The following is a 25,509-nucleotide window of genomic DNA, read 5'->3' on the forward strand; positions in this document are numbered from 1 at the left end:
TTACCTCAGGCCAAAAGGCTTAGAAAAGGGGCTGGAACTGATCTTGTTCCACCCCTTTTGGTGCTTTTTTCTGCCGACACGGCAAGTTACCCAAAACACTGTTTCCTGATATTTCAGAGCTAAATTTAAAGCCCTATTTACGTTTTTTAGACTTTTTCTTCTTGGACTTTGATTTAGGCTTTTTAGTCGTAGACTGATTACTTTTGTTTGATTTAGAAGGTAATGCCTTCTCAGACTTATCTGTCGTATTAGATGTTTGGCTATCCGCTTGAGTGCTCTTTTTACCATTAAGCTCAGAGGCCTCTGATTTTACATCTGCCTTCTCAGTTTTAGCCGCCTCAGCCTTAGACTTACTAGCTGCTGATTCGGTGTTTAATTTTTTAGCAGAGGTCTTAGTCTCTTTTGCCTTTTGGGATTTCTTAGCTTCGCGCTGCTCACGCTTTTGCGCTACTTGTTCGCGGCGCTTTTCCTCCCGCTCTTTCTGGGCTTTTAGCTTTTTAGCTATTTTTTCATCGTGAGTTTTTTGCTTATCAGCCTTACGCTTGGCAAGCTGGGCATTGTAGTCTGCCAAAGATTCCTCAAATTCAGCCTTTTTCTGGGCTAATACTTCTTCAAGCTCTTCCAGTTCTTTAGGCTGCTCTTGCTGACGTAAATCTTCGTAAAAGGCCGCCACAGTTGTTCCTAGGTAAGGTGCCAAAATAGAACCACAAACCAAACCGATGATAATGCTCAAAACCAAGATCAAAGCGACCCCTGCTGATGATCCCGTTTCTAAGACAGATTGACTTGCAGCAATTCCTAGCAGCGCAGCAAAGGCAGTAACCAGCAAGTACCACCCTAAAAAGCTCAGTACAAGCTGAAAAAAGTCTTTTTTATGCCCTTCCATCATGAGACGACTTTTAGTGATCGCTGAAGTAGTGGTGATGCCGTTATCAGCATCAAAATCATCTTTGAGTAGGAAGAGGCCTTGTGAATAAGAAATCGCCTTTACGACACCGGGGACGATCAACAGAACTGACCAAAGCAGACTAAAAATGTTGGACATAAGAACAAGACCAAAAATGCTGTCAAAGCGTTGGTTCCTAAAGGCATAGGTGCCTGCCTGTCTAAAAGACCATTTACGGCCACGAATCAACTCTAAATAAGCATAGCTAGCCCCCGCGCTGATGCCAACAGTCGCAAAAAAGGCGAAGAGAGCTAGAATCAGAAAGGCCATGGTAAGAAAGACCAAAACAATATTGGTACTAACTGATAATTCTAAGCCAGAGGCCTGCTTCCAGACGAGGGTTAGAACCCCCAGCAGGACTAGGACGATCGCCACTAAGACTAGCATTGGTACTAATATGACACCGATTCCCCAAGCCCAGTTACCACGCAGGGCTATCTTAGCTTGTTCTTTTAGCTCTTTTCTCGTTTTCACAACAAACTCCTTTTAGTTTAATACTACTATTCTATTACGGTTAAGAAAGCTTGTCAATGTAAAAAAGGACCTCGATGCCAGTAGGACTTAGCAAATCTTGCTACAGAGCTTTGAAAAGTACACTTTTAGTTATGCGACATCTTATGAAAACGCAGATTTGCAATAGTTGCAACAAAAACTTTCACTGTATCTCCGGGGATGAAAGCCAGGCTGCTCGTCACTACAGCTGTGAAAAGGGGAGCTCCTGTAAAAAAGGCCAGATACAAGCCCCCAAGTACATCAACAAATAGGACACCAGCCAGCCAAATAACTACGAAGGTCAGCACAGCCCTACGTCTTTTCAGACGAGACAAGCCCCAATCCATCAAGAGAGGAACAAAAAGCCAAGCAAGGACATAGCCAGCTGTTGGACCGATCATTACCTTAACTGTTGTTGTCAAACCTGAAAAAACTGGAATGACAAGACCGACTAGAAACAAAAGCAAGACTGACAGACTGCCTTTTTTGCCTCCTAACAAGCTGCCAGCCAGCATAACACCGAGATTTTGTAAGACAATAGGAACAGGGATAAACCCTAGGGGGATGCCCGGTATGTAACTGAGGACGACCAAAAGAGCTGTCATCATAGCAATAGATACGAGATCTTTTGTTTTCATTTTTTCTCCGATTCTCATTTAAAATAGATACTATCGTGCAAAGAGCACTTGGGATTGAAGGGATGACAACAATGCGGACAATGGCCAGACTTGTACTCTGACCAATCTAACAATGACCGACAAGCACCACATTGGACTAAGCACTTCTCGTTTTTATTCATGGGCTGAAAGTGGTGATCACAGAGGCTGTCATGGCATTGGTAGCAGGCATAAAAAGTCTGGCAGGCTTGACATTTTAAGGCCACGATATCGGTCTCACTGTGATAGTGATAACACCGACCTGCCTCATCGAGATCAATGCCGCGTATGGTTCGCATAGAGTTACTCCTAACCGTCATTGGTCTTAGTCTAGCATAGCCAGCATCGCTTGTCAACCAAACATAAAAAATAAGTTAACAAACAGCAAACAAAAATTGGCTTATAACACAGTACTTCCCATTAGCTATAAGAAGTCAGAAGTACTGCTGCCAACATTTCTAATTGATTCATGCTATAGGGATGTCTATTTAGGTATCATCCCCGAAAAAGAGCGAAACAAGCGCAATGACGATGACAGCACCAGCTACAGATGGCAGCAAGGCCATACCTGCTAAGCTTGGTCCCCAATAGCCAAATAATTTTTGACCAATCCAAGAACCAATTAAACCAGCGAAAATCTTTGCCAAGCAGCCCATGGAGCTGCCTCTGTTTGTAATACTGCCGGCTATAGCACCAATAATGGCTCCGACAATCAGCGATCCTATCCCTATCATCTTTTATCCTCCATTTAACAACAAGTAGAAGCGGCTCTGTGCTTTAACAGCCAGATATCAGAAATTTCGATTATTTTTTCCATAACCATAGCGCTCAAGAAAGTCCTGACGGAACTCTAGCAGACTATCGTCCATGATAGCTTGACGGACTTTCTTCATCAGGTTGACTAGGAAATAGAGATTGTGGTAGCTGGTCAGGCGAATACCAAAGGTTTCGTCCGCTTTGAGCAGGTGACGCAGGTAGGCGCGTGAATAGTTTCGGCATGTATAACACTCACAATCTGGATCTAAAGGTCCAAAGTCCTTAGCAAAGGCAGCGTTTTTTACAACCAAACGTCCTTGACTGGTCATGCAGGTGCCATTGCGGGCAATACGAGTCGGTAGCACACAGTCGAACATATCGACTCCGCGGATGACTCCGTCAATCAAACTGTCCGGAGCTCCTACTCCCATGAGATAGCGCGGTTTATTTTCTGGCAGGAGAGGAGTTGTAAAGTCGAGGACAGCATTCATCTCTTCATGACTCTCACCAACAGCAAGTCCCCCAATAGAATAGCCTGGAAAATCCATGCTGACAAGATCAGCAGCCGATTGACGACGCAAATCCTCAAACCCTGCACCTTGGACAATGCCAAAGAGGCCTTGATCCTGTGGGCGGCGATGAGCTTTGAGACCACGCTCAGCCCAGCGACTGGTGCGCTCAATGGATTTTTTAACATAATCGTAGGGTTGGTAAAATTGCGGACACTCGTCAAAACTCATCATGATATCTGAGCCTAGATTATTCTGAATAACGATAGCTTTCTCAGGTGAGAGAAACATTTTGGCGCCATTGAGGTGATTTTTAAAGGTTACACCTTCTTCTGTGATGTTTCGGCTATCTGCCAGAGAGTAGACCTGAAAGCCACCACTATCGGTTAAAATGGCTTGATCCCAGTTCATAAATTTGTGCAGACCACCGGCCTCAGCAATCAACTCATCACCTGGACGCAACCAGAGGTGGTAGGTGTTTGATAGGATAATTCCTGAACCCATCTCCTTGAGTTCCTCTGGTGATTGGGTCTTGACCGTCGCCTGAGTCCCAACTGGCATGAACATAGGGGTCGGAAAAGTGCCATGCGGTGTGATAATCTCACCTAGACGGGCACCTGTGTGCTTTTCTTTCTTAATCAAACGGTATTTGATTGGATAATCTGTCATTCACTTCTCCCTTGTCTTACCTTTATTTTTAAGCGCAAATTAGCTTCACTATTTTAACAAAATAAGACAGACTTGTCACTTGGAGCAGTAATGGGCATAGAAGCTGAAATTAATAATTTAAAAAAGAACTATGCTATCACCATCATTAGAGAGCTAGTGTACTGCAAGAAGTGAAATATACTCGTACATTATTGCTAGTAAAGATAGTCTAGTTATTTCAGGTAAAGGTATCTTATCGTGAATTAGTGATTATACATGTCCGGTTATTAATATTGTACAAATATTGGGGAGAACAATTGCTAAAGCTGTGAGGCCGCCAATAGCCCAATAATTCACTAAATTATCAATAGGTACATCCAAAATAACCGGAGTAAGCGTCAGGTAGACTATTGTTAAGACTAGGGGGACAACTAATGTCGATAGAAGATACTCATTAGTCCTAACTCCACTGAGTAACAATGTCTTTAGAGTTTTCTTTTCCTTTTCATCTGCTAAAATAGTTAGAATTGGGCTGCCTACAGCTAAGACAATGGCAAAAGGAATACAAAGCATTAGATAAGCAAGGCCTATTTGATCCTTTGGACCGGACTGACTGTCTATTATAAACCGGTAAAGGTAAATCAGGGCTACAGGCATAAGTACCTGTAAGAGAACACTCTTATTAGATAGAATAATCTGACAGCGCAACCAAAGAAGGGCCGTAAATTGTCTAAACATTGAGTTTTCCTCCTGTTAATTGAATAAAAATATCTTCTAATGTTGGCTCACAAGAATGGATGGTCACTATTTTTTCGCCATCATTAACCATGACTTGACCCAGTTCAGTAAAATCTAAAGTTCTTTCTGAGCCGTCTTCATAACTCAATTTAACTCGCTTGTCCTGATTATATTTCCGGATTAGGTCTTTTGGACTCCCTTGTTCAACTAATCTCCCCTCATTAAGCAAGGCTAAATTATCACAAAGCAAGGTCGCTTCATTCATGTCATGAGTGGTCAAAAAGATTGTTGTCCCAGATTCTTTCAGCTCTAAAATCAGCTCATGGATGGCCTGAGAGGTTGCCGGATCAAGACCTGAAGTTGGTTCATCAAGAAATAGAACTCGAGGTTGGTTAATTAAGGCACGAGCTAGAAGCATTCGCTGTTTCATACCTGTTGAGAGTTTTTCAGCAACTGTCTTGCGGCTGTCATAGAGACCAACCCGCTTTAAGAGATCATCAATAGCAAGATTATCTATTCCATAATATTTAGCATAAAAAAGCAGGTTATTATAAAGGGTCATTTTTTCATAAAAGCCAGTAGTATCACCAACTAAACCAATTTTCCCTAATTCTTGACTTGTTAATTTATGGGAATTTTGTCCTAAAATTGAGGACTGACCGCTGTCTTCCCTTAACTGTCCTGTCAAAATATTGATTGTAGTCGTCTTTCCTGAACCCGAAGGTCCAAGAAATCCAAAAATTTGACCCTTTTCAATCGAAAAACAAATGTCATCAAGAGCAACAGTCTTACTAAACGTTTTTCTAATATCCTGAGCAACAATAACTGAAGTATTCATACATGTTCCTTTCTTAACGGTATGGCGTTATTATAAAGAAAGGGGAGCAAAAAGAAAACGACATCCATGTCGGCTACATGGATGCCCCATTGAAACTTATTATTACAATTCAAACTCCCTGATGTGTCTTTATTTTTTGCTTGTTTATTTTTTTAACAAACCTAGAATGCAGATTATTTCTTATTTCGAATGACTTAAAAACGAGGCCACATCTATTTTGACCTCGTTAGTAAATCTGTTTATTAGGAATAGTAATTATGCTATTTCCTCTCTAAATTTCAACCTGAGCAGCTACTGTTTTAGCTGGTTGTTTCCCGACGTTTTCTAGGGTTACAGACTTGACTTCTGCTGCATTGGTAAAGACAACAATGATTGATTTTTCCTTTTTAGCTGCTTCAAGGGCTGCCAAGTCAACTACGGCAAGGAGATCACCAGCTTCCACGCGCTGACCATCGGCTACCTTGGGCGAGAATGGAAGACCATTCAGATTAACCGTATCAATCCCAATGTGGACTAATACTTCTAAACCATCATCGGTTAAGAGACCGTAAGCGTGTTTGGTAGGAAAAACACTGGTTACAACACCGGTTACCGGTGAATAGACATTACCATCTGTAGGTTCAATCGCAAAGCCATCTCCCATCATCTTACCGGAGAAAACTGGATCCTTGACTTGCTCGATTGGAATAATCTCACCATCAGCCACCGAAATAACCGCCTCAGTGGTACCCTTGAAGCTACTTTCCGGTGCTGCTACTTCTTCTTTTTTAGAGAAGTCAACCACAGGTATACGAGCACCGGAGTCTAGGAGATCTTGAATATCAGATTTGAGCCCATCAGCCTTAGGTCCATAAACAGCTTGGACTCCCTGCCCTTTGACAACCAGTCCGAGAGCACCCGCCTTCTTCCAGTCATTTTCACCGCCGACATGCTCAGGATTTTTAACCGTTACACGCAGGCGGGTCATACAAGCATCAACATCTTCAATATTATCTTGTCCACCCAACAGGTTAATGATTTGGACAATTTGAGAATCAACTGATGTTTCAGCATCTCCATTATTAGCATGGATAGCTTCGTCAACTTCTTCGCTGTCGTAGTTACCATTACGGCCAGCAGTCGCTAGATTCATCTTTTGAATCATAAAGTTAGCAATGAAATAGGTTAATAGACCAAAGAGCACACTCACCCAGATAAAGTTGACCACATCAATACCCAACCCAGCCTTAATAGCCATTGGTGTACGCGTCAAAAGTTCAATATTCCCAAATGAATGAAGACGAAGGTGAACGAGATCGGCCATGGCAAAGGCTAAACCTTGGATAATGGCATAGACAGCGTAAAGTGGCAGTGCAGCGAACATGAACATGTATTCCAAGGGTTCAGTAACTCCTGTTAGGAAGGTGGCAGCGGCGGCAGAGATAAACATTGATTTGTATTTTTTCTTCTTATCAGGATCAACATTGCGGTACATAGCAACAGTCATCCCCATCAAAATACCTGAGGCGCCAATCATCTGACCAACCTTGAAACGAGCTGGAACAACATCTTGCAATAATTGATGGTATTTGCTAGGATCACTTCCCTTAAGGTGAATAAGGTCTGTTACCCAAGCTAACCAGAGGGGATCTTGTCCCAGAACATCCTTACCAGTAACGACTGAGTGATAAGTACCGCCGAGCTGGGTGTAGTTCATGGGGATAGTCAACATGTGGTGGAGGCCAAATGGCAGAAGTAAGCGCTCCAGGGTACCGTAGAGGAAAGGCGCCAAGAATGGTGCCGTATCCTGGGAGTTAGCCAACCATTGACCAAAACCATTGATGGCAGATTGAACCAAGGGCCAGAAAATCGCCATAACTAACCCAACAATAGCTGAACGTATGATAACAATAAAGGGAACGAAACGTTTGCCATTAAAGAAGGTCAGGACATCTGGCAGTCTGCGGAAATTATAATATTTATTATAGGCCGTAGCCCCGACGAAACCAGCAATGATCCCAACGAAAACACCCATGTTAAGAGCGGGCTGATTAAGGACATTGATAAAATAGTCGGCAACACGCATTTGTCCGCCAAAGATATTATAAACAACAGCCTTATCATCTGCCAACATGTCCGTTGTAACACCGTAGAAATTACCGGTGATCAAATTGATTAGGATAAAAGAGATACCAGCAGCAAAGGCACCACCTGCTTTTTCCTTAGCCCAGCTGCCACCAATGGCCAAAGCAAAGAGTAGATGCAGGTTGTTTAAAAAGCCCCAGCCAATCTGAGAAATTAGATTCGTGACTTGCAGCCAAACTTCATTGTTGGGAGCAATCAAAGCTAATGAATTACCAATACTGATCATAAGCCCCGCAGCTGGCATGACAGCAATAACAACCATGAGACATTTTCCGAATTTTTGCCAAAATTCGAAGCTTGCTAAGCTTTTAACGTTTTTCATTTAAATAACTCCTTATTAGAAAGATACAAAAAGTGATAAAATCCAATTGAAAAATAGGAACTTAGTCAGAAATTATGGTGTTTGTGACCAGCAATAGTACTAGCAGCTACAGCTGTAGCACAAATTTCTAGCATCAGCGCCTCTTTTTTCTGAAGGATTAGCCTAGGTTTCACTATAATTATTCCATTAAAGTTTAAGTTCAACCAACCCCTGAATACTCTGACATTAAGTTTTGCATCAAAGGTGGGCAAGGGGCTATCTAGATAGTAACTAGATATCAATGATGACCTCAACACCAAAATGGTCTGACACCACATTGCCATGGCGGTTATTAAAAATGACCTGACTAGATAAAACTGGACGCCTCTGAGTAATGAAGATGTAATCCAGACGTTTTTCCTGCGCTTGTTCAGCCCAACCATCAATAGATTTAGATACTGTGATACCATCGTCTTTTTCCTTGGCTAAATGATAGGTATCCAAGAGCCCTTTATCTAAGATCTTTTGATAGGCTAAGGGTGAACTGATAGCGTCCGTATTGAAGTCTCCCATAAAAATCTTGAGTCCGGCAAAATCAGAATAGCTCACTAAGCGGCGGAGATTATCTTCTTGATTTTCAGACTGACTTGTTGGTAGATTCATATGACAACTGTAAACTTCAACAGGCTGACCCTCTATTTCTAGATTAAGTTTGATAATTTTTCTAGCATTAATAGTATGGATATCTTGACTTTTGGAAGTATAAAAATCCTCGACTGCCAGCACCTTATACTTAGTCAAAAATGCCAGCCCTTCATCGTAGATATCATAGCCAATATGTGAGGTTGACCAATGATAAGCGTAGTTTGTGACTCCTCTCTCTCTAAGCAGTTCCAGCAAAATTAATCCATAATTATCTTTTCTCAACTCTCCCTCTACCCTAGGAGCCGAGATGCTCTGATTAACTTCCTGAAGCGCAATAATATCATAGTCTCTCTCCGCTATGGTATCCGCTAAATATTTCAGTTTCATCTCCTGATTTTCTTCTAACCAAGCATGAACATTTAAGGTCAGCAGTTTCATACCTGCTCCTTTCTCCTAAGCTATGGTTTTATTATAATGCAAACGTTTTCTAAAGTCAATATGTATTACGTAATTCTTTTTAAAAAATATCGTTTTTTGCTGTAATTGGATTTGATATATACAACTGATAATCGTAAGAGACAGAAAAAAAGCAACAGAAGTAAACTGTCGCAATGAACTTGTTTGCCTTCTGCTACTTTTCATTTAGCGATGAATCTTCCTTCGAACAGCTGTTTTAATCATTGGATTAAAATTCACTATGCCAAATCTCCTCATTGTACTGAGCAATGGTTCGGTCAGATGAGAAAAAGCCTGCTTTGGCGATGTTGTGGATAACCTTACGGTTCCAAGCTGCTTGATCTTGATAGTCTGTCAACATTCTTTCCTTGGTCGCAATGTAGTCTTTCAGATCAATCAAGGTCATGAACCAATCCTTAGAAATCAGTTCCTGATGAAGGCGGCTGAGCCGCTCTTCATTACCGACCGTCTTGAGTTCAGGACTGACAATAAAATCTACAGCTTCTTTAATTTCAGCGTCCTTGTCATAATAATCTTTAGATACATAACCAGACTTAGCATAAAGATCAATGATGGTATCGGAGTCCTTACCGAAGCTATAGATATTATCTTTACCAGCCAGCTCTGCAATTTCAACATTGGCGCCGTCCATGGTTCCTAAAGTAAGAGCACCATTGAGCATGAATTTCATATTCCCTGTACCCGAAGCCTCTTTAGATGCTAAAGAAATTTGTTCTGAAATATCAGTTGCTGGAATCAGGTGCTCGGCCACGGTAACATTGTAATTTTCCATCAGATGTACATTAAGGTAAGGACTGACCTCAGGGTCATTATTAATCAACTTTGACAGACTGAGGATAAGATGAATAACATCCTGAGCGATGGTGTAGGCCGGTGCTGCCTTACCACCGAAGATGATGGTGATTTTCTTCTCAGGCAAATGACCTCGCTTGATTTCCAAGTATTTGTGGATAACATAGAGGGCGTTCATCTGTTGTCGCTTGTACTCGTGGAAACGTTTGATCTGGGTGTCAATGATAGAATTTTCATCCAAATCAATCCCCTTATTCTCCCTGAGATAACGCTTGAGAGCCAGCTTGTTGTTGAATTTGATCTCAGCCAAACGATTTTGAACCCTTTCATCATCGACAAAGGTCAAGAGTTTCTCCAATTTCGTAGCATCAGTCAGATAGCTATCGCCAATCAGTTCCTTGAGATAGGCTGCTAAATCTTGATTGGCAAATTCCAACCAGCGGCGAAAGGTAATACCGTTGGTTTTGTTGTTAAATTTCTCTGGGTAAAGTTGATAGAAATTCTTGAGTTCACTAGTCTTCAGAATTTCTGTATGAAGGGCAGCGACCCCATTGACACTGGTCGAGTAATGAATATCCATGTTGGCCATGTGGACGCGCTGGTCCTTATCAATAATGTGCACAGTTGGGTTGCTATACTTGTCTCGAATCAAGGTATCTAGTTTTTCAATAATGGTGACCAAATGCGGAACAACCTCATTGAGGTAGTCCAGAGGCCATTTTTCCAAGGCTTCAGCCAAAATAGTGTGGTTGGTATAGCCGACCATCTGAGACACGATCGTAACGGCTTCCTCAAAATCAAGGCCATGCTGCTCAGCCAAAAGTCGAATGAGCTCTGGAATGACCATAGACGGATGGGTGTCGTTGATTTGGACATAGGCATAATCCGCCAAATCATGGAGGTTAGAACCACGTTCCAAGGCCTCATCAATCAGAAGCTGAGCCGCATTTGAGACCATGAAGTACTGTTGATAAATCCGCAGAAGTTCACCACTCTTATCTGAATCATCAGGATAGAGAAAGAGGGTTAGGTTCTTTTGGATTTGTGTTTTATCAAAGGTAATCCCATCGTGGATCAAGCCATAGTCTAGCCCATCAATATCAAACAGATTGAGGTAGTTTTTGCTGCCCTTGTGGTAGCCCAGCACATCAATGCGATTTAGACGGGACTTAAGGGAAAAGTCCTTAAAAGGCACGTTGTAACTGATATCTGTTGGCACCAGCCAAGAGTCATCTTCAATCCAGTAGTTAGGCTGTGCTTCTTGCTGATTATCATGGAAGACCTGTTTGAAAAGACCGCAGTGATAGTTAAGGCCAACACCTTCACCATTAATACCAAGACTAGCCATAGAGTCGATGAAGCAGGATGCCAGACGCCCCAGTCCGCCATTACCTAAAGAAGGTTCCAGCTCCTCATCTTCAATCTGAGCGATAGATTTCCCAGCTGCCGCTAAGGCTTCTTTGGTTTCCTGATAGATCCCTAGATTAATAAGGTTATTGGATAAGAGCTTCCCAATTAGAAATTCAGCTGAAATGTAGTAGATCTTACGTTTCCCTGTATTTTTAGGAAGCTGACGAGCCCTCTCCTTAACATAGTCCATCAGAGTTAAATAGATGGCCTTGTTATCCAAATCGGCTAACTTAGTCCCTTGTTTCTCTTCTATATACTGTGTAACACTCATTTTCTTATCCTCTTTTCTTATCCTCTGTGATAGGTTTCTGTAATAGTCTTTAAAAATTCTTTCTTATCATCCGTTAATTGGTCGGCTGTCATCCGCCATCGCCAGTTGGTACCGACGGTATTTGGCGTATTCATCCGACTGGAAGCCGGTAAATCTAAAATATCCTGCATGGTCGCTATAGCTATATCGCTAACCGTCGCATAGAGTGTGCGAAGCAGTGCTTGTGTCACGGGTTCTCCGGGTGCCCGATGGGTGTAACGGTCTGTATAGGCTCTTGCTTCTTCGCTTAAGCCTTGATACCATCCGCGCACTACTTCATTATCATGGGTGCCTGTATAAGCCACTGAGTGACTCGTGTAGAAGTGCGGCAAATCAAAATTGCTTTCATTCGGCCCCTGTAAACCAAACTCTAAAATCTTCATGCCCGGGAAGGCTGTGTCTGCTAAAAGTTTCTCAGCCTTCTCATCAATATAACCTAAATTCTCCGCAATAATTGGCACCTGACCCAGTTCTTTCTTAATAGCACGAAAGAGATCATAGCCTGGGCCCGGTTGCCATGTCCCATATTTTGCAGTCGACTGGCTGGCCTCAACCTGCCAAAAATCAGAAAAACCTTTAAAATGGTCAATCCGAATCACGTCATAGAGTTTTAGGCTCTCCTTGACACGATTGATCCACCAAGCATAGCCACTTGTCTTGTGAGCTGACCACTCATAAATGGGATTGCCCCAGTACTGTCCCTCATCACTGAACTCATCTGCGGGGACACCTGCAACGTAAAGCGGCTTACGCTCTTTATCTACCTTGAATAGTTCCGGCATGGTCCATACTTCAACACTATCAGCAGATACATAAATTGGCATATCGCCGATAATTTTAATACCGGACTTGTTAGCGTAACCCTTAAGAGTCTGCCACTGTTGGAAGAAAAAGTATTGGGTAACCCTATGGTAATCAATACTATCAGCCAAATTACGACGGAGCTCAGTTAAAGTGCCCTCATCACGCAATATGGCCTTTTTATCCTCCCACTCCTGCAAAGCTTTCTGTCCAAAATACTCTTTAATAGCCATGAACTCGGCGTAATCCTGCAGCCAGTACTGATTGTCCGCTTCAAAATCTGCTAATTTTTGGCTGTTAGAACGATTTGCTAAGAAGGCCCGGACAGCTTTTTCTAACAGAGGGCGGCGTACTTTAAACAGTAAGCCATAATCCACTTCCTCTGGATTATTCCCAAAGCTGACCCTAGCTAAATCAACAGTACTTAGCCAGCCATCTGCTACCAACAAATCCAAATCGATCAAGTTGGTGTTCCCTGCAATTGCTGAAAAAGACTGGTAGGGAGAGTCCCCGTAGCTAGTAGTTGTCAACGGTAAAATTTGCCAATAGCTCTGTTTTGTCTCTACCAAGAAGTCCACAAAATCATAGGCGGCCTGTCCAAAAGTTCCAATTCCACGCTCTCCTGGCAAAGAGGTAATGTGCATTAAAACACCACTTGTTCGTTTTTTCATAAATTCTTCCTCCCCTAAGCCTCCTAAAGGTTAGTACATCTTTCATTATAGTGTAAGCGATTTCTTCTGTCAATAGTTTTACGTAATTCTTTTTTTATTTCTTTATATGATACGTATTTAATTGCTTGTTAAGGTCTATTTATGATAAAATATGACTATAATATTAAAGGACATTAAATTTATGAGCATGAGTAAGTACAAGCAAGTTTATGAAGACATTAAAAAGCAGATTGAAGAGGGCCAGCTCCAACCCAACCAAGAGCTCCCCACTGAAAACGAACTGATGGAAATCTATGGCTACTCCAAAGATACGATCCGAAAGGCTCTGTCCTTGCTAGAATTGGATGGTTATATCCAAAAAATGCGAGGGCGCAATTCGATTGTTATGGAACACGGTCGCACCAAAAACAATTATCTCTCTGAAATCAAGACTTCAGATGAACTTAACCGCGATGGTCAGCTTGATATTAAGACACAGTTGGATAATCTTTATATCATTCAGGGCGAAAAAGAGATTATGGATATCTTTAAAGTTGACGACAGCGTTGATTTCTATCGGGTTGGTCGCAGCAGAATTATTGCTGGTGAGCGCATCGAGTTTGAGCTTTCCTATTTCGATCGCCGCGTTGTTCCTTACCTCAATAAGACTATTGCCGAAAATTCAATCTATCAATATTTAGAAAATCAGCTTGGTTTGCGGATTACACATTCCCGTCGTGAAATTTCTTTTCGCTATGCTACAGAAGAGGAACAGGCTAACATGGATTTGGGAGATTTCAAGATGGTAGCGGTTGTCACCAGTCTAACCTATCTCTCCAACGGCCAACTCTTCCAATACGGCACCATTAGCTATCGCCCCGATAAATTTACCTTTGTTACTATGGCTAAACGGTGATTTTATAAACAAAAGAAGGCCGAGTAAAAACCTGATTGTTCTATCGTTGAATAAATTCTTAACGCGCTATAGACTTTACCAAAAAAGATAAAATTCTCCTAGTGATAAACATCTGCGTCAACTTCTATTTAACTTTATTCGCTAGGTCTTTTTTTGTATTCTATTTAATCGAACATATGACTCTGTAAACTTAGATAAAATGGGTGACGAAGCAAGATGTTTCGTCACCCATTTTCTAAAATTCTTTAAAGACTCTTCATTAGGTTCCCTTATTTTACTTTGCCTGTTTAAATATTCGCCCAAACACTATCTAAAATGTTGGTTTGGTCGCGATCCGGTCCGACTGAGAAAGTTGAAATGCGAACGCCGACCAGTTCACCGATACGGCGGACGTAATTGCGGGCATTTTCTGGTAATTCATCAAGACTGCGGCAGTCGGTAATATCTTCTGACCATCCCGGCAATTCTTCATAAATTGGCTGGCAGCGTTTGAGCTGCTCCAAGCTAGCTGGATAGTGATTAATACGCTGACCGTCAAGGTCATAGGCCACACAGATTTTTACCGTCTCAAGACCCGACAAAACATCAATGGAATTGAGGGATAGGTTGGTAATACCTGATACACGGCGGCTGTGGCGCATAACAACAGAATCAAACCAACCAACACGGCGCGGACGGCCTGTTGTTGTTCCATATTCATGACCAACCTCTCGGATACGATCCCCTGTTGCATCACTCAATTCTGTCGGAAAAGGGCCATCTCCTACGCGGCTGGTGTATGCTTTGCAGACCCCAACAACCTTGTTAATCTTGCTTGGTCCGACACCAGAACCGATAGTTACTCCACCAGCAACAGGATTTGATGAGGTGACAAATGGGTAAGTCCCTTGGTCTATATCAAGCATAACTCCTTGGGCTCCTTCGAAAAGGACGCGTTTACCGCTGTCGAGGGCATCATTAAGGATGACCGAAGTATCCGTCACATAGTTTTTGATGATTTGGCCGTAGTCGTAGTATTCCTGGAAAATGTCCTCAAATTGAAGAGGGTCACATTCATACATTTTTTCAAAGAGACGATTCTTTTCAGCCAGATTAGCTTTTAGGCGGTCAGCAAAAATATCCTTATCTAAAAGGTCGGCGATGCGAATGCCAACGCGCGCAGCCTTATCCATATAGGCAGGACCGATACCCTTGTTGGTCGTTCCGATTTTATTATCTCCCTTGGATGCTTCCTGTAGCTGATCTAATTTAATGTGATAAGGCAGGATGATATGAGCTCGATCTGAAATCCGCAGATTGTCGGTGCTGACACCTTCTGTATGAAGATAATCTAGCTCTTTTACTAGAGATTTAGGATTGATAACGACACCATTACCAATGACCGCCAACTTCTCCGGAAAGAAGATGCCTGATGGAATCAAGTGCAGCTTAAACTTTTTACCATCGATAACGATGGTGTGCCCGGCATTGTCTCCACCTTGATAACGAGCAATCACTTCAGCGTCTTGACTTAAAAAATCTGTGATTTTTCCCTTACCCTCGTCTCCCCACTGGGTGCCTACCACAACTACTGATGTCATATTAATACTTTAGAAAACCTGATATCGGCTTTCTTTACCTTTCTAGAATAAGATGATAGGAATTTCACCTATCAGTTTTCTACAACAATTTATTATAAGAAATTTCTGATTATTTTTCAAGATTTTGACAATTATAGAAGCTAAATATAAACAAAAATATTTTAAATAAAAAAATAATAGCTAAATTCCGAACGTTATAGGGTATTTTCAAGATTAAGCGATAAAGTTCGGATACTGCCCTTTATCAGGAAGCAAGGTAGCAGAAATTTGAGTTTCCGTAGGATTCAGTGTATAGTGGAAGCGTCATTAAAGTTTAATATAGTCATAAATCAAAAATAGCCAAAAGGGAGGGCCCCCTTATGACCATCAATCAACTCTTGCAACAAGCTCCCAGCAGTTTGCCTATTCTCGAAGGCACTTTTGGTATTGAACGCGAAAGCCTGAGGATCAATCGTCATCAACACAAGCTATCTCAACGGGAACATCCGCGTGTACTTGGAGCACGTAGTTTTCATCCTTACATCCAAACCGACTACAGTGAGCCCCAGATTGAACTGATTACGCCGATCAGTCAGTCTACTCAGGAAGCGCGCCGATTTTTACAAGCTGTCACGGATGTCGCTGGACGTTCTATTGCTAAAGAGGACTACCTCTGGCCTTTATCTATGCCGCCACAAGTTAGCGAAGATGAAATTGTTATCGCTCAACTAGAGGATGATTTTGAGCGCCACTACCGCCAGCATCTAGCTGACACCTATGGCAAACGACTGCAATCCATGTCAGGTATCCATTATAATTTTGGGCTAGGCAAGCACTTGCTAATGAAGCTTTTTGAGCAGAGTGACTACGATAATCTGGTGACTTTTAAGAATGATCTATACCTAAAGCTAGCCCAAAACTTTATCAAATACCGCTGGCTGTTGACTTATTTGTACGGAGCCAGTCCTCTGGCCGAAAAAGGTTTTTTTGAGTCAGAAGTGGCTCAGCCAATGCGCTCGATTCGCAACAGTCAGTACGGTTATGTTAATAAAGATGATGTGCAGATCTCTTACAGGAGTCTTAAGCAGTATGTTCATGATATTGAGGCTTGTGTTGCTGATGGGCGCTTAATCGCCGAAAAAGAATTCTATTCACCTGTCCGTCTGCGGGGAGCACAACACAGTCGAGATTTTTTAGAAGAGGGAATTACCTATTTGGAATTCCGCTGCTTTGATTTAGATCCTTTTGACCAGCTGGGAATCAAGCAGGAAACACTTGATACTGTTCATCTCTTTGCCTTATCTCTACTCTGGTTGGATGGCTCCACAGCTGTTGATCAAGAACTAGCTGCCGCCGAAAAGCTTAATGAGCGCATCGCCAGAGCAAATCCATTGGAAGCCCTACCTAGTGAAGCCCCTGTTAAGGATTTACTGCAGGCCATGCGGGCAGTACTGAAACACTTTAGCCTACCTCATTACTACAGCCAATTGGTAGACAGGCTGGAAACCCAACTGACCGACCCTAGTTTGACTATTGGCGGTCGGCTAACCAAGGAAATCAAGGAGTCCTCTTTAGAAGACTTTGGATGCGAACAAGGACAGGCATACAGCAATCTCGCTTGGCACGCCCCTTATGCTCTCAAGGGCTTTGAAAGCATGGAACTGTCGACCCAGTTAATCATGTTTGATGTTATTCAAAAAGGCATAAAGCTAGAAATTTTAGATGAAAATGATCAATTTCTCAAATTATCTCTGGGGGATCATACCGAGTATGTTAAAAACGGCAATATGACTTCTAAGGATAACTATATCGTCCCTCTCGCCATGGAAAACAAAACAGTTACTAAAAAAATTCTGCGACAGGCTGGTTTTCCAGTTCCAGATGGGGCCGAGTTCCATTGCTTAGAGGAGGCTCTTGATGGTTTTGCCCGTTTCAGTCATACGAAGGGGATCGTCATCAAACCCAAGAGTACAAATTTTGGGCTAGGTATCTCTATTTTTAAAGATGGCTTCAGCCGAGATGATTATATCAAGGCTGTCGAGCTGGCCTTTGCTGAAGACGACAGCATTTTAGTTGAGGACTATATTGTTGGAACTGAGTATCGCTTCTTTGTGTTGGAGGGAGAGACTCTAGCCGTACTGTTGCGTCAGCCAGCCAATGTCATTGGCGATGGTAACTCTACCATCAAAGAGTTGGTTGACAAGAAAAACAGTAATCCTCTGCGCGGTACTGGCCACCGCTCCCCTTTAGAAAAAATTGAACTAGGAGAGATTGAACGGCTCATGTTGGAACAGCAAGGTTACACACCTGACAGTATTCCAGATAAGGATAGTCGGATTAATCTACGGGAGAATTCCAATATCTCCACTGGCGGAGATTCGATTGACATAACCGAGCAGATGCACCCCAGCTATCTAGACTTAGCTGCCCAAATGGCCAAAGCTATGGGAGCCTGGGTCTGCGGTGTTGATCTCATTATCCCTGATTACAGACAGCCATTTTCACCGCAAGACCCTAATGCGATCTGTATCGAACTTAATTTCAATCCTTTGATGTATATGCATACATACTGTGCTCAAGGACCTGGCCAGATTGTTTCGACTCAGGTTGTTGAAAAACTTTTTCCAGAGTTATAAAACCGTGACGCTAAAATTGTAAACAAAAAATTCCTAACAGATTGATGAACTGTTAGGAATTTTTATGCTTGTAGAAGGGCTGAAAGGCAGGCACCCTTTTTATAACTTCGCTTTAACCAATAAAATCTTTAATATCTTCCGGTGCAAGTGAGGAGTCACAAACAACCTTTACAGAACCATTTTGAGAGACTAAGAGTCCAGGCACTGTAGCTATACCGTAACGATTGCGAAGTGCCTGAATATCATCGATTTGCGACATATCCTCGCTATGCAAGTAGGCAATGTCAACACCTGTCTCTTGTACCACTTGACTCAGTTTAGGTGCAAAACGCTGGCAGAATGGGCAGGTTGGACGACCGACAAAGAGGATGAACTTCTCCTTAGCATCAATGCGATTCCGTGCCTCTGCTGCAGTAATTTGTTCAAAATGACTAACGGCTTCTTCAAAACTTGACATCTTATTACCTCACTTTATTTCTTTGCCTTATCATAAACCAAGACAGCCAATAATGCAATTTTTTGCTACGCTGATGTAAAAAGAGACAGGAATTCTTGCCTGTCTCCAGATAATATACGATTATTATGCTTCTTGCTCTTCTTTCAGAAGTTTATTGTCGTACATTTTGATGAATGGATACCACACAATGAAAGCAGCGATCGCACAGACAATTGCGGTTAGGAAAGCTCCAAAAGCTCCAGAGCCTGGCGCTCCAATGAAGGCATTGAGCCCAACAGGCGTTGGCCAAGGAGATTGCGAAATAGAGAAGCCCGCAAGCCCAAGTTTAACTGACCAGTAGCCAATTGAAGCACTGACAATTGGCGCAATGATAAACGGAAGGGCTAGGAGTGGATTATAGACAATTGGGATACCAAAAATTAAGGGTTCATTAATATTGAAAATAGCAGGTCCCAGAGCTGCACGACCAAGCAATTTAAGCTGCGGTGCTTTAGCTAGAAAGGCGATATAGAAGCAAAGAAGCAAAGTTGCACCAGAACCACCGATAGTAACATACGAATTTGTAAATTCACCGGCAAAAGCAATATGAGCACCATTGGCATTTTCAGCCATATTAGTCAAAAGAATTGGATTTACGAGTCCCATAACGATATTAGCGCCATGAATACCAACAATCCACAGGGCATGTACAAGTAGATAGATAACTACTATACCTAGCCAACTATTTGTAATATTACGAACAAAAGCAAACGGAATAGCAATGACTTGATAAATATCTGTTCCAAGAGCTATAAAAGCACCATTAATAACGAGGATAACAACTGCAACAACCCCTGCTGGGATCAATGCTGAGAATGAGCGCGACACACCTTCTGGAACAGCATCAGGCATTTTAACAACCCAATTGCGATTAATACAAAGTCTATATAATTGTACAGCCAATATAGACATTAAGATGGCTGTAAACATACCAGAAGTTGATAGACGATCTAAACTATTGCCACCAATTGTCCATCCATTGATCGTAGCGCCTTTAACATTCAGATAGTCAAATGCACCTTTAGAAACAATCAACTGAGGAATCGTTAAGAAGAAAGCAAAGACAGACAGAAGTGCTCCATAGACAGGGTCAACATTTTCTTCGTTTTCTTCGGCGTAAATTTTAGTGTATTCGTAACCAATAACAATGGCAAAATAGAGCGATAGAATCCCCATTGTACAATTATAGCCTTGTAAATACAAAGGGGCAATTTTATCAAAGGATCCTGCCCATATATCTTCTAAAAAAGTCAGCATGGGGAAAGCTTGTGGGATAACACTGATTACAAGAAACATAGACCCTACGATTGTAAAGGGAATAGACGCCATACCAGCAGCGACAATAGCACGAACTGGACGCCATGTAGAGACGATACTCATTGGCCCCATTAAGTACTTTTCTAAAAATTCAAACACTTTATTCATCTTAAACCTCCTCAAAGTGTGAAATAATATATTACTTAAGACTTGCTAGATATTGTTGGATACGGTGGTACTGACGGTCTTTTTTCTGATTAATTTGGTTCAGTTTCCTCAACATCCATGCTGATATTAGCATTCCTAAAGCCAGAATAATAATGATAAATAACTTAGCAGCTGTGCTATTTGAGAGAAATGGGTAAAAGTATCTGTATTGATTAAGCAGCGTTAATAGAATTAATGCACCATTCACAGCAATGATAAGATAAAAGTAACTTTGCGTTATACGAGCAGTTTTTTGCTCACGTGTATACATCTGATACTGTTCCCACATACAGGCAGCTCCCATACCACCTAACAGTATAGGTAAAAACGACATGATTGACTTACCCGATAGTAACAACAATAACAACCAGTAAAGATTTACGAAAAAGAAAAATACAACTGCGTAACGTATCAAGAAATAGCGTGTATAGTACATATTCTTGATACCATTTTCTTTCCTTAAGCCGTCTATTCTCACTTTTTCTTTATCAGTTAAGGCGGCCATACATGCTCCCTCCCTATTCTAACTTCTTATACAACTCAAGCATTTCAAGTGCTACTTCACGCAGGGTCATGGTGGTCATCAGGTGATCTTGAGCATGCACCATGATGATCTCTACTTTAATTTCTGTTCCTCCTGCATACTCTTGCAAAAGATCTGTCTGTGACTGATGTGCTTTCAGAAATTCTTCATTGGCTTGGTCTAATTTTTTTTGAGCTAGATCATAATCGCCTTGCCGCATAGCGTCGAAAGCTTCATGAACGATGGCCCGGGCGTTCCCTGAATTAAGGATGATTTCAAAGGCAGCAACCTGTAGCTCTTCTGTATTCATATCTTTATTTCCTTTCTCCTAATCGTAAAAATAGCGCTTTAAATTCCTCAAAGGTTTGGCAGGCTAAGATTTTAGACTGTAATTCGGACTTATCCACTAAGTCAACAATACTGTTTGCGATAATCGGCAATCCATCGTTTTCATAGACAGACATTGAGATCAGAAAGATTAACTTGATAGCCGGATAGTCATCACTCCATCTTAAACCTTGGCGAACAAGGGCAACAGCCACACGATGCTTTGTCCCAACCGCTTTCAGTGGATGAGGGACAGCAATACTATCACTGAAGACAACCGAACTCATCAGCTCCCTTTGCTTAACCATCTCCTGCATTCGACTTTCAAAATGGTTTCCTTCATAATCAGAAATACTGTGAATGAGCTGGGCAAGCACCTCCTGTTTTTCAGCCTTATCAAAAATAAGGAAGTATTCTTTTGCAAAAAACTCATCAAAAATCGGCTCTAGCGGAACTGTATCTTCCTTAGTGTAACGAATAAGGCGTTTCTTTTTCTGCAAACTGGCAATTTCTTGCCTAATATGATTGATTTCCTCGTCATCTAAAAATACAGATACTGTAAACACAGGGATATTAAAAATCAGGGTTGACAGGTCGATAGATGAGATAATAAAATCAACACCTCGCAGCTTTTGATCACTGATTTCATAATATCCGATAACATCAACGACGCGGACGACATTGCCCAATTCGTTTTCAATACGACTTTTGAGCATTTGGGCACTGCCATAGCCTGTTGCACAGATAACCAGGATATTGTACTTTTTATGCTCTTTATAGCGTTCTTTAGCTGCCATAAAATGAAGAGCGATGTAAGCCAATTCGTCTTTTGATACAGAAAACTGGCTGAAGGCCGGCATGAGCGACAAGGTCTTTTCAGCCAGTTGATACATATCTGGATATTTGTTCTCAATATCATCCGTCAGCGGATTGTCTAGAATCACTTCGTTTTCCAAGCGTATCAGCATGGTTGAGAGATGGGACATCAAACCCTCAATCAATTGAAAATCATTCTCCACCGCGGGATTTAGTGTTTCAATAGCCGCTAGCAGCTCCTGACGAATGCGATCTTCCTGCTCCTGCACAACATGACTAGCATTAGCCTGCTTTTTCGTTACCAAATGCAGAGTAATGTAATCAACTTCCTCGCTAGGAAAATCAATACTGGTTACCAGACTAATTCTATCAAGGATACGCTGGGCAATCTTGCGTTCATATCGATCAGCTATATCAACTGCCTCAGTGAGTTTACTAATCTTAAATCCTTCCGTAATCCGACGTATTGCTAAGGCAATGTGAATAACTAAGTTTTGAATAACATAATCGGAAAGTTTTAACTCCCCCTCTCGACATTCGTCCAAGACAATAATGGTTAGTTCTTCAAAACTAATTTTTTGACTAAACAAATCATTATCAACATAAGTATGCAGGGTATTGACGAAACCTGAACTGATAAAGTAGTCCATGATAAAGCGGCGCTTATCGCGTTCACTACCAGTGATATAAACCCCTTTATTAGGTTTGCTTTCAATCTTTAAATGGTAGGGGACAAACTTTTCACGAATTTTTTTGAAATCACTAGACAGCGTTGAACGACTGACATAGAGTTCGTCTGCTAGATCATCAAAGTAAATTTTATTTTGCTCAAAGAGCAGCTTGTTCAACAAATAATTATAGCGATCATTGATATCAGAAACTTCCTTATAAGGAAGTTGGGCTAGATTCAGATGATAATCTTCCAAAAAATCAGAGAATTGCTCATCATCGGAAATGACAAGTTTATAGCCGTGTCCCTGCTTTGAGATCAACGTTAATTTAGGATAGGAGGATAATTTATCCACCAAAGATTTGTAGTAAGTGCGTATCGTCCTATCTGAACACTCAAGCTGATCAGCCAATTCCTGACTGGTTGTATAATGATCCTTGTTCTTTATAAGAATCTGGAGAATTTGTCTTTCACGTTTATTCAGCATCAGACACTCTCCCCTCATTAGACTTAGATATTTTCTTTAACCAAGGCAGCCATCTTTTCTATTCCCATTGGAATAGGAATGTAGGCTTGCGGCGGAATCTGAACGATAGGTTTATTCTTCTTGGCAGCCGCATCAGCCAGCTGCTTAAAGTTCATTTTTGTCTGCGGACTAACCAAGTAGAGATCATAATCATCTGCTTCAATACGTTTTTGACCTTCTGGTACGCCTACCGCATCCATTTCAATATCTTCACCCTGCTCTTGCAGCATGGTCATCGTTTTTTTAGCAATCATTGAAGATGACATGCCACCTGCACAGATAATCAAAGCTTGTTTTGCCATAATATAGCACTCCTTTATTATTTAATTTCTAACTTTATTATATAATAGCGTTTTCAAGATGTGTATCGCTACTTTTTCCGTATCTCAACGGAAAAAATCTCCATGGATACGGAAAATATGAAAATAGAACTCTCTAAAATTTCCGCACAAAAAAGAGACCAACCCTTATAGCTGATCTCTTGCCTTTATAGATAGATCCTAACACTTAAATAACCTGCCGGTAAGTGATGATAACGTTTTTAAGCTTGAGCTGATATTCCTGCATGATTAAGTCCCGTAATTTAACATCATTGATAGTTGAGGCAACTACAAAACCATCCGATGTTTCATATTTGATGGATAAAATATCCATCAGTTTGGAATTTTGGCGAATATCTGGCTTATCAGTTTCCTTAAAACTAATGAAGTAGGTGCTAGCTGGTTTGCCATTTTCCCCCTGATAGGTCGGAGTGGTTATTCTTTTTCTTACCCACAAAATAAGGTAAAATATTAGGACTATTATAGCAATGGCCAATAAACTATTCAAAATATTATTCCACATAAACATCACCTTTCTCTGACCACTTTCAGAAGCCTTTTCACATGGATTTTAGCCTCAGATTCAGCAACGAGACTAACAAACTATAAGTTTTCTCCATTTGAAACAATGACTTTCTTGTACCAGTCAAAGGACAGTTTTGGCGAACGAGCGTAAGTTCCCGTACCATCATCATGCTTATCAACATAAATAAAACCATAGCGTTTACGCATTTCACCTGTTCCAGCAGAGACAAGATCAATACAGCCCCAAGGCGTGTAGCCCATGAGGTCAACACCATCTTCATCGACAGCTTTGATCATCTCCTTGATATGGGCTGCCAGATAGTCAATTCGGTAATCATCATGAACCATACCATCTTCTGCTACTTGGTCGATTGCTCCAAAACCATTTTCAACAATAAAGAGTGGTAAATGATACATGTCTGTAAACCAGTTAAGCGCATAACGCAAGCCTTCAGGGTCGATTTGCCAGTCCCACTCAGACGCTTTGACATAGTTATTTTTGACTAGGTCTTCTGTTTCCAGATAGTCGTAGTGCGGATTGTTTGGCCGGTGGCTGTCAATAGCAAAGGACATGTAGTAGCTGAAGCCGATATAGTCTACTGTACCAGCCAGCAAGTCAGCCTTATCTTCTTCTGTCACATCCACTTTAATGCCTTTACGTTGCCAGTATTTAATAATGTGTTCTGGATAATAGCCATGCACATGGACATCTGTGAAATAATAGCGTTTCTGCATAGCTTTTTGCGCCATCAGCACGTCAGCTGGCTTGCAGGTTGCCGGATAAATTGGGCACATGGCAATCATACAACCGATTTGCAAATCGGGATTAATCTCGTGACCAATTTTGACCGCACGCGCAGATGCTACCAATTCATAGTGGGCAGCCTTGTACATGATGGCCTCACGGTCATCACCTTCTTTATAAACAATACCTGAATTGGTAAAGGGTGCAAAGTCCTCTTGATAGTTGGCTTGGTTGTTGATTTCATTGAAGGTCATCCAGTATTTAACCTTGTCTTTGTAACGACGAAAACAAACTTCTGCAAAGCGGACAAAGAAATCAATAACCTTGCGATTAGTAAAACCACCGTATTCAGTAACAAGATGATAAGGCAACTCAAAGTGGGATAGGGTTACAACTGGTTCGATACCATATTTGAGACATTCATCAAAAAGATCATCGTAAAATTGCAGGCCTGCTTCATTGGGCTCAGTCTCATCTCCCTTAGGAAAGATGCGGGTCCAGGCGATGGACGTCCGAAAACATTTAAAGCCCATCTCCGCAAAAAGTTTGATGTCTTCCTTATAATGATGATAAAAGTCAATTGCTTCATGGTTAGGATAATATTTTCCCGGCAGGACACCGTCTGTGATTTCCCGCGGAACGCCATGTCGGCCTGCTGTCATGACATCAGCAACAGAAATTCCCTTGTCGCCTTCCTGCCAGCCGCCTTCCAGCTGATGGGCAGCAACCGCACCGCCCCAAAGAAAATTTTCAGGTAATTTAGACATAACATTCTCCTTATATTAAGATACTAAGCCGTTAAGCACTCCAAAGGAATTTAGGAAATGGAGTGACGATTCATTAAGAATCGAGCGGCATTTATCTAATTCCACAGGAGTGTAGGCGAGTTCAAT

The 25,509-nt window shown here is 41.6% G+C and carries 21 protein-coding genes and 1 pseudogene; 2 read left to right on the forward strand and 20 right to left on the reverse strand.

Annotated features, from left to right (window positions below; genetic code table 11):
* Window positions 1-133: 133 nt before the first annotated feature.
* The 11 genes and pseudogenes from ACVR1G_RS09500 to malQ form a co-directional block, all read right to left on the reverse strand.
* Window positions 134-1,420: a DUF975 family protein gene (locus tag ACVR1G_RS09500; RefSeq protein ID WP_447452937.1), complete on the reverse strand. Its 1,287-nt coding sequence runs from the start codon at window positions 1,418-1,420 to the stop codon at window positions 134-136.
* A gap of 125 nt (window positions 1,421-1,545) precedes the next feature.
* The gene (locus ACVR1G_RS09505; RefSeq protein WP_447452938.1) at window positions 1,546-2,076 is read right to left on the reverse strand and encodes a biotin transporter BioY; all 531 of its coding nucleotides are present in this window, start codon (window positions 2,074-2,076) and stop codon (window positions 1,546-1,548) included.
* A gap of 14 nt (window positions 2,077-2,090) precedes the next feature.
* On the reverse strand, window positions 2,091-2,393 hold the full coding sequence (locus ACVR1G_RS09510; RefSeq protein WP_447452939.1) for a CHY zinc finger protein: 303 nt from the start codon (window positions 2,391-2,393) through the stop codon (window positions 2,091-2,093).
* Window positions 2,394-2,582: 189 nt separating this feature from the next.
* Entirely contained in the window at window positions 2,583-2,828 is a 246-nt protein-coding gene (locus tag ACVR1G_RS09515; RefSeq protein WP_447452940.1) for a GlsB/YeaQ/YmgE family stress response membrane protein, read from the reverse strand.
* A 57-nt stretch (window positions 2,829-2,885) separates the two neighbouring features.
* Window positions 2,886-4,028 carry a tRNA guanosine(34) transglycosylase Tgt gene (gene tgt / locus ACVR1G_RS09520; RefSeq protein WP_447452941.1) on the reverse strand — a complete coding sequence of 381 codons (1,143 nt, stop codon included), beginning with the start codon at window positions 4,026-4,028 and terminating at the stop codon, window positions 2,886-2,888.
* Window positions 4,029-4,316: 288 nt separating this feature from the next.
* Window positions 4,317-4,745: pseudogene (locus ACVR1G_RS09525) on the reverse strand (ABC transporter permease); the annotation flags it as partial.
* The gene (locus ACVR1G_RS09530) at window positions 4,738-5,583 is read right to left on the reverse strand and encodes an ABC transporter ATP-binding protein (protein WP_447452942.1); all 846 of its coding nucleotides are present in this window, start codon (window positions 5,581-5,583) and stop codon (window positions 4,738-4,740) included. The pseudogene ACVR1G_RS09525 and the gene ACVR1G_RS09530, both read right to left, overlap by 8 nt.
* A gap of 271 nt (window positions 5,584-5,854) precedes the next feature.
* Complete coding sequence (locus ACVR1G_RS09535) at window positions 5,855-8,029, reverse strand: PTS transporter subunit IIBC (protein WP_447452943.1); 2,175 nt, start codon at window positions 8,027-8,029, stop codon at window positions 5,855-5,857.
* A 270-nt stretch (window positions 8,030-8,299) separates the two neighbouring features.
* Window positions 8,300-9,091, reverse strand: a complete 792-nt coding sequence (locus ACVR1G_RS09540; protein ID WP_447452944.1) for an endonuclease/exonuclease/phosphatase family protein — start codon at window positions 9,089-9,091, stop codon at window positions 8,300-8,302.
* 247 nt (window positions 9,092-9,338) lie between these two features.
* On the reverse strand, window positions 9,339-11,603 hold the full coding sequence (gene glgP / locus ACVR1G_RS09545) for a glycogen/starch/alpha-glucan family phosphorylase (RefSeq protein ID WP_447452945.1): 2,265 nt from the start codon (window positions 11,601-11,603) through the stop codon (window positions 9,339-9,341).
* A gap of 17 nt (window positions 11,604-11,620) precedes the next feature.
* On the reverse strand, window positions 11,621-13,114 hold the full coding sequence (gene malQ / locus ACVR1G_RS09550; RefSeq protein ID WP_447452946.1) for a 4-alpha-glucanotransferase: 1,494 nt from the start codon (window positions 13,112-13,114) through the stop codon (window positions 11,621-11,623).
* A 187-nt stretch (window positions 13,115-13,301) separates the two neighbouring features.
* Between malQ and ACVR1G_RS09555 the strand changes: the two genes are divergently transcribed.
* Complete coding sequence (locus ACVR1G_RS09555) at window positions 13,302-14,009, forward strand: UTRA domain-containing protein (RefSeq protein WP_447452969.1); 708 nt, start codon at window positions 13,302-13,304, stop codon at window positions 14,007-14,009.
* A gap of 287 nt (window positions 14,010-14,296) precedes the next feature.
* Here the strand turns inward: ACVR1G_RS09555 and ACVR1G_RS09560 are convergent, their stop codons facing one another.
* The gene (locus tag ACVR1G_RS09560; RefSeq protein ID WP_447452947.1) at window positions 14,297-15,589 is read right to left on the reverse strand and encodes an adenylosuccinate synthase; all 1,293 of its coding nucleotides are present in this window, start codon (window positions 15,587-15,589) and stop codon (window positions 14,297-14,299) included.
* Between the two features lie 359 nt (window positions 15,590-15,948).
* Here ACVR1G_RS09560 and gshAB point away from each other — a divergent pair, with 359 nt between their 5' ends.
* Complete coding sequence (gshAB, locus tag ACVR1G_RS09565) at window positions 15,949-18,204, forward strand: bifunctional glutamate--cysteine ligase GshA/glutathione synthetase GshB (RefSeq protein WP_447452948.1); 2,256 nt, start codon at window positions 15,949-15,951, stop codon at window positions 18,202-18,204.
* Between the two features lie 112 nt (window positions 18,205-18,316).
* Here the strand turns inward: gshAB and ACVR1G_RS09570 are convergent, their stop codons facing one another.
* From ACVR1G_RS09570 to ACVR1G_RS09605, 8 genes are all read right to left on the reverse strand, one after another.
* The gene (locus ACVR1G_RS09570; protein ID WP_447452949.1) at window positions 18,317-18,661 is read right to left on the reverse strand and encodes a DUF6568 family protein; all 345 of its coding nucleotides are present in this window, start codon (window positions 18,659-18,661) and stop codon (window positions 18,317-18,319) included.
* Window positions 18,662-18,784: 123 nt separating this feature from the next.
* Window positions 18,785-20,125: a PTS cellobiose transporter subunit IIC gene (gene celB / locus ACVR1G_RS09575; protein WP_447452950.1), complete on the reverse strand. Its 1,341-nt coding sequence runs from the start codon at window positions 20,123-20,125 to the stop codon at window positions 18,785-18,787.
* Window positions 20,126-20,156: 31 nt separating this feature from the next.
* Window positions 20,157-20,669, reverse strand: coding sequence for a hypothetical protein (locus ACVR1G_RS09580; RefSeq protein ID WP_447452951.1), 513 nt, complete (start codon window positions 20,667-20,669; stop codon window positions 20,157-20,159).
* A 13-nt stretch (window positions 20,670-20,682) separates the two neighbouring features.
* Window positions 20,683-20,997, reverse strand: coding sequence for a PTS cellobiose transporter subunit IIA (locus ACVR1G_RS09585; protein ID WP_447452952.1), 315 nt, complete (start codon window positions 20,995-20,997; stop codon window positions 20,683-20,685).
* Between the two features lie 4 nt (window positions 20,998-21,001).
* Window positions 21,002-22,987 (reverse strand): BglG family transcription antiterminator, encoded by a 1,986-nt coding sequence (locus ACVR1G_RS09590; RefSeq protein WP_447452953.1) that lies wholly within the window; start codon window positions 22,985-22,987, stop codon window positions 21,002-21,004.
* A 23-nt stretch (window positions 22,988-23,010) separates the two neighbouring features.
* A complete protein-coding gene (locus ACVR1G_RS09595; RefSeq protein ID WP_447452954.1) occupies window positions 23,011-23,328 on the reverse strand; it encodes a PTS cellobiose transporter subunit IIB in 318 nt (105 codons plus the stop codon).
* 205 nt (window positions 23,329-23,533) lie between these two features.
* On the reverse strand, window positions 23,534-23,869 hold the full coding sequence (locus tag ACVR1G_RS09600) for a hypothetical protein (RefSeq protein ID WP_447452955.1): 336 nt from the start codon (window positions 23,867-23,869) through the stop codon (window positions 23,534-23,536).
* Between the two features lie 80 nt (window positions 23,870-23,949).
* Window positions 23,950-25,383, reverse strand: coding sequence for a 6-phospho-beta-glucosidase (locus ACVR1G_RS09605; RefSeq protein WP_447452956.1), 1,434 nt, complete (start codon window positions 25,381-25,383; stop codon window positions 23,950-23,952).
* Between the last annotated feature and the right edge of the window lie 126 nt (window positions 25,384-25,509).

It is taken from the genome of Streptococcus dentasini (assembly GCF_053206945.1).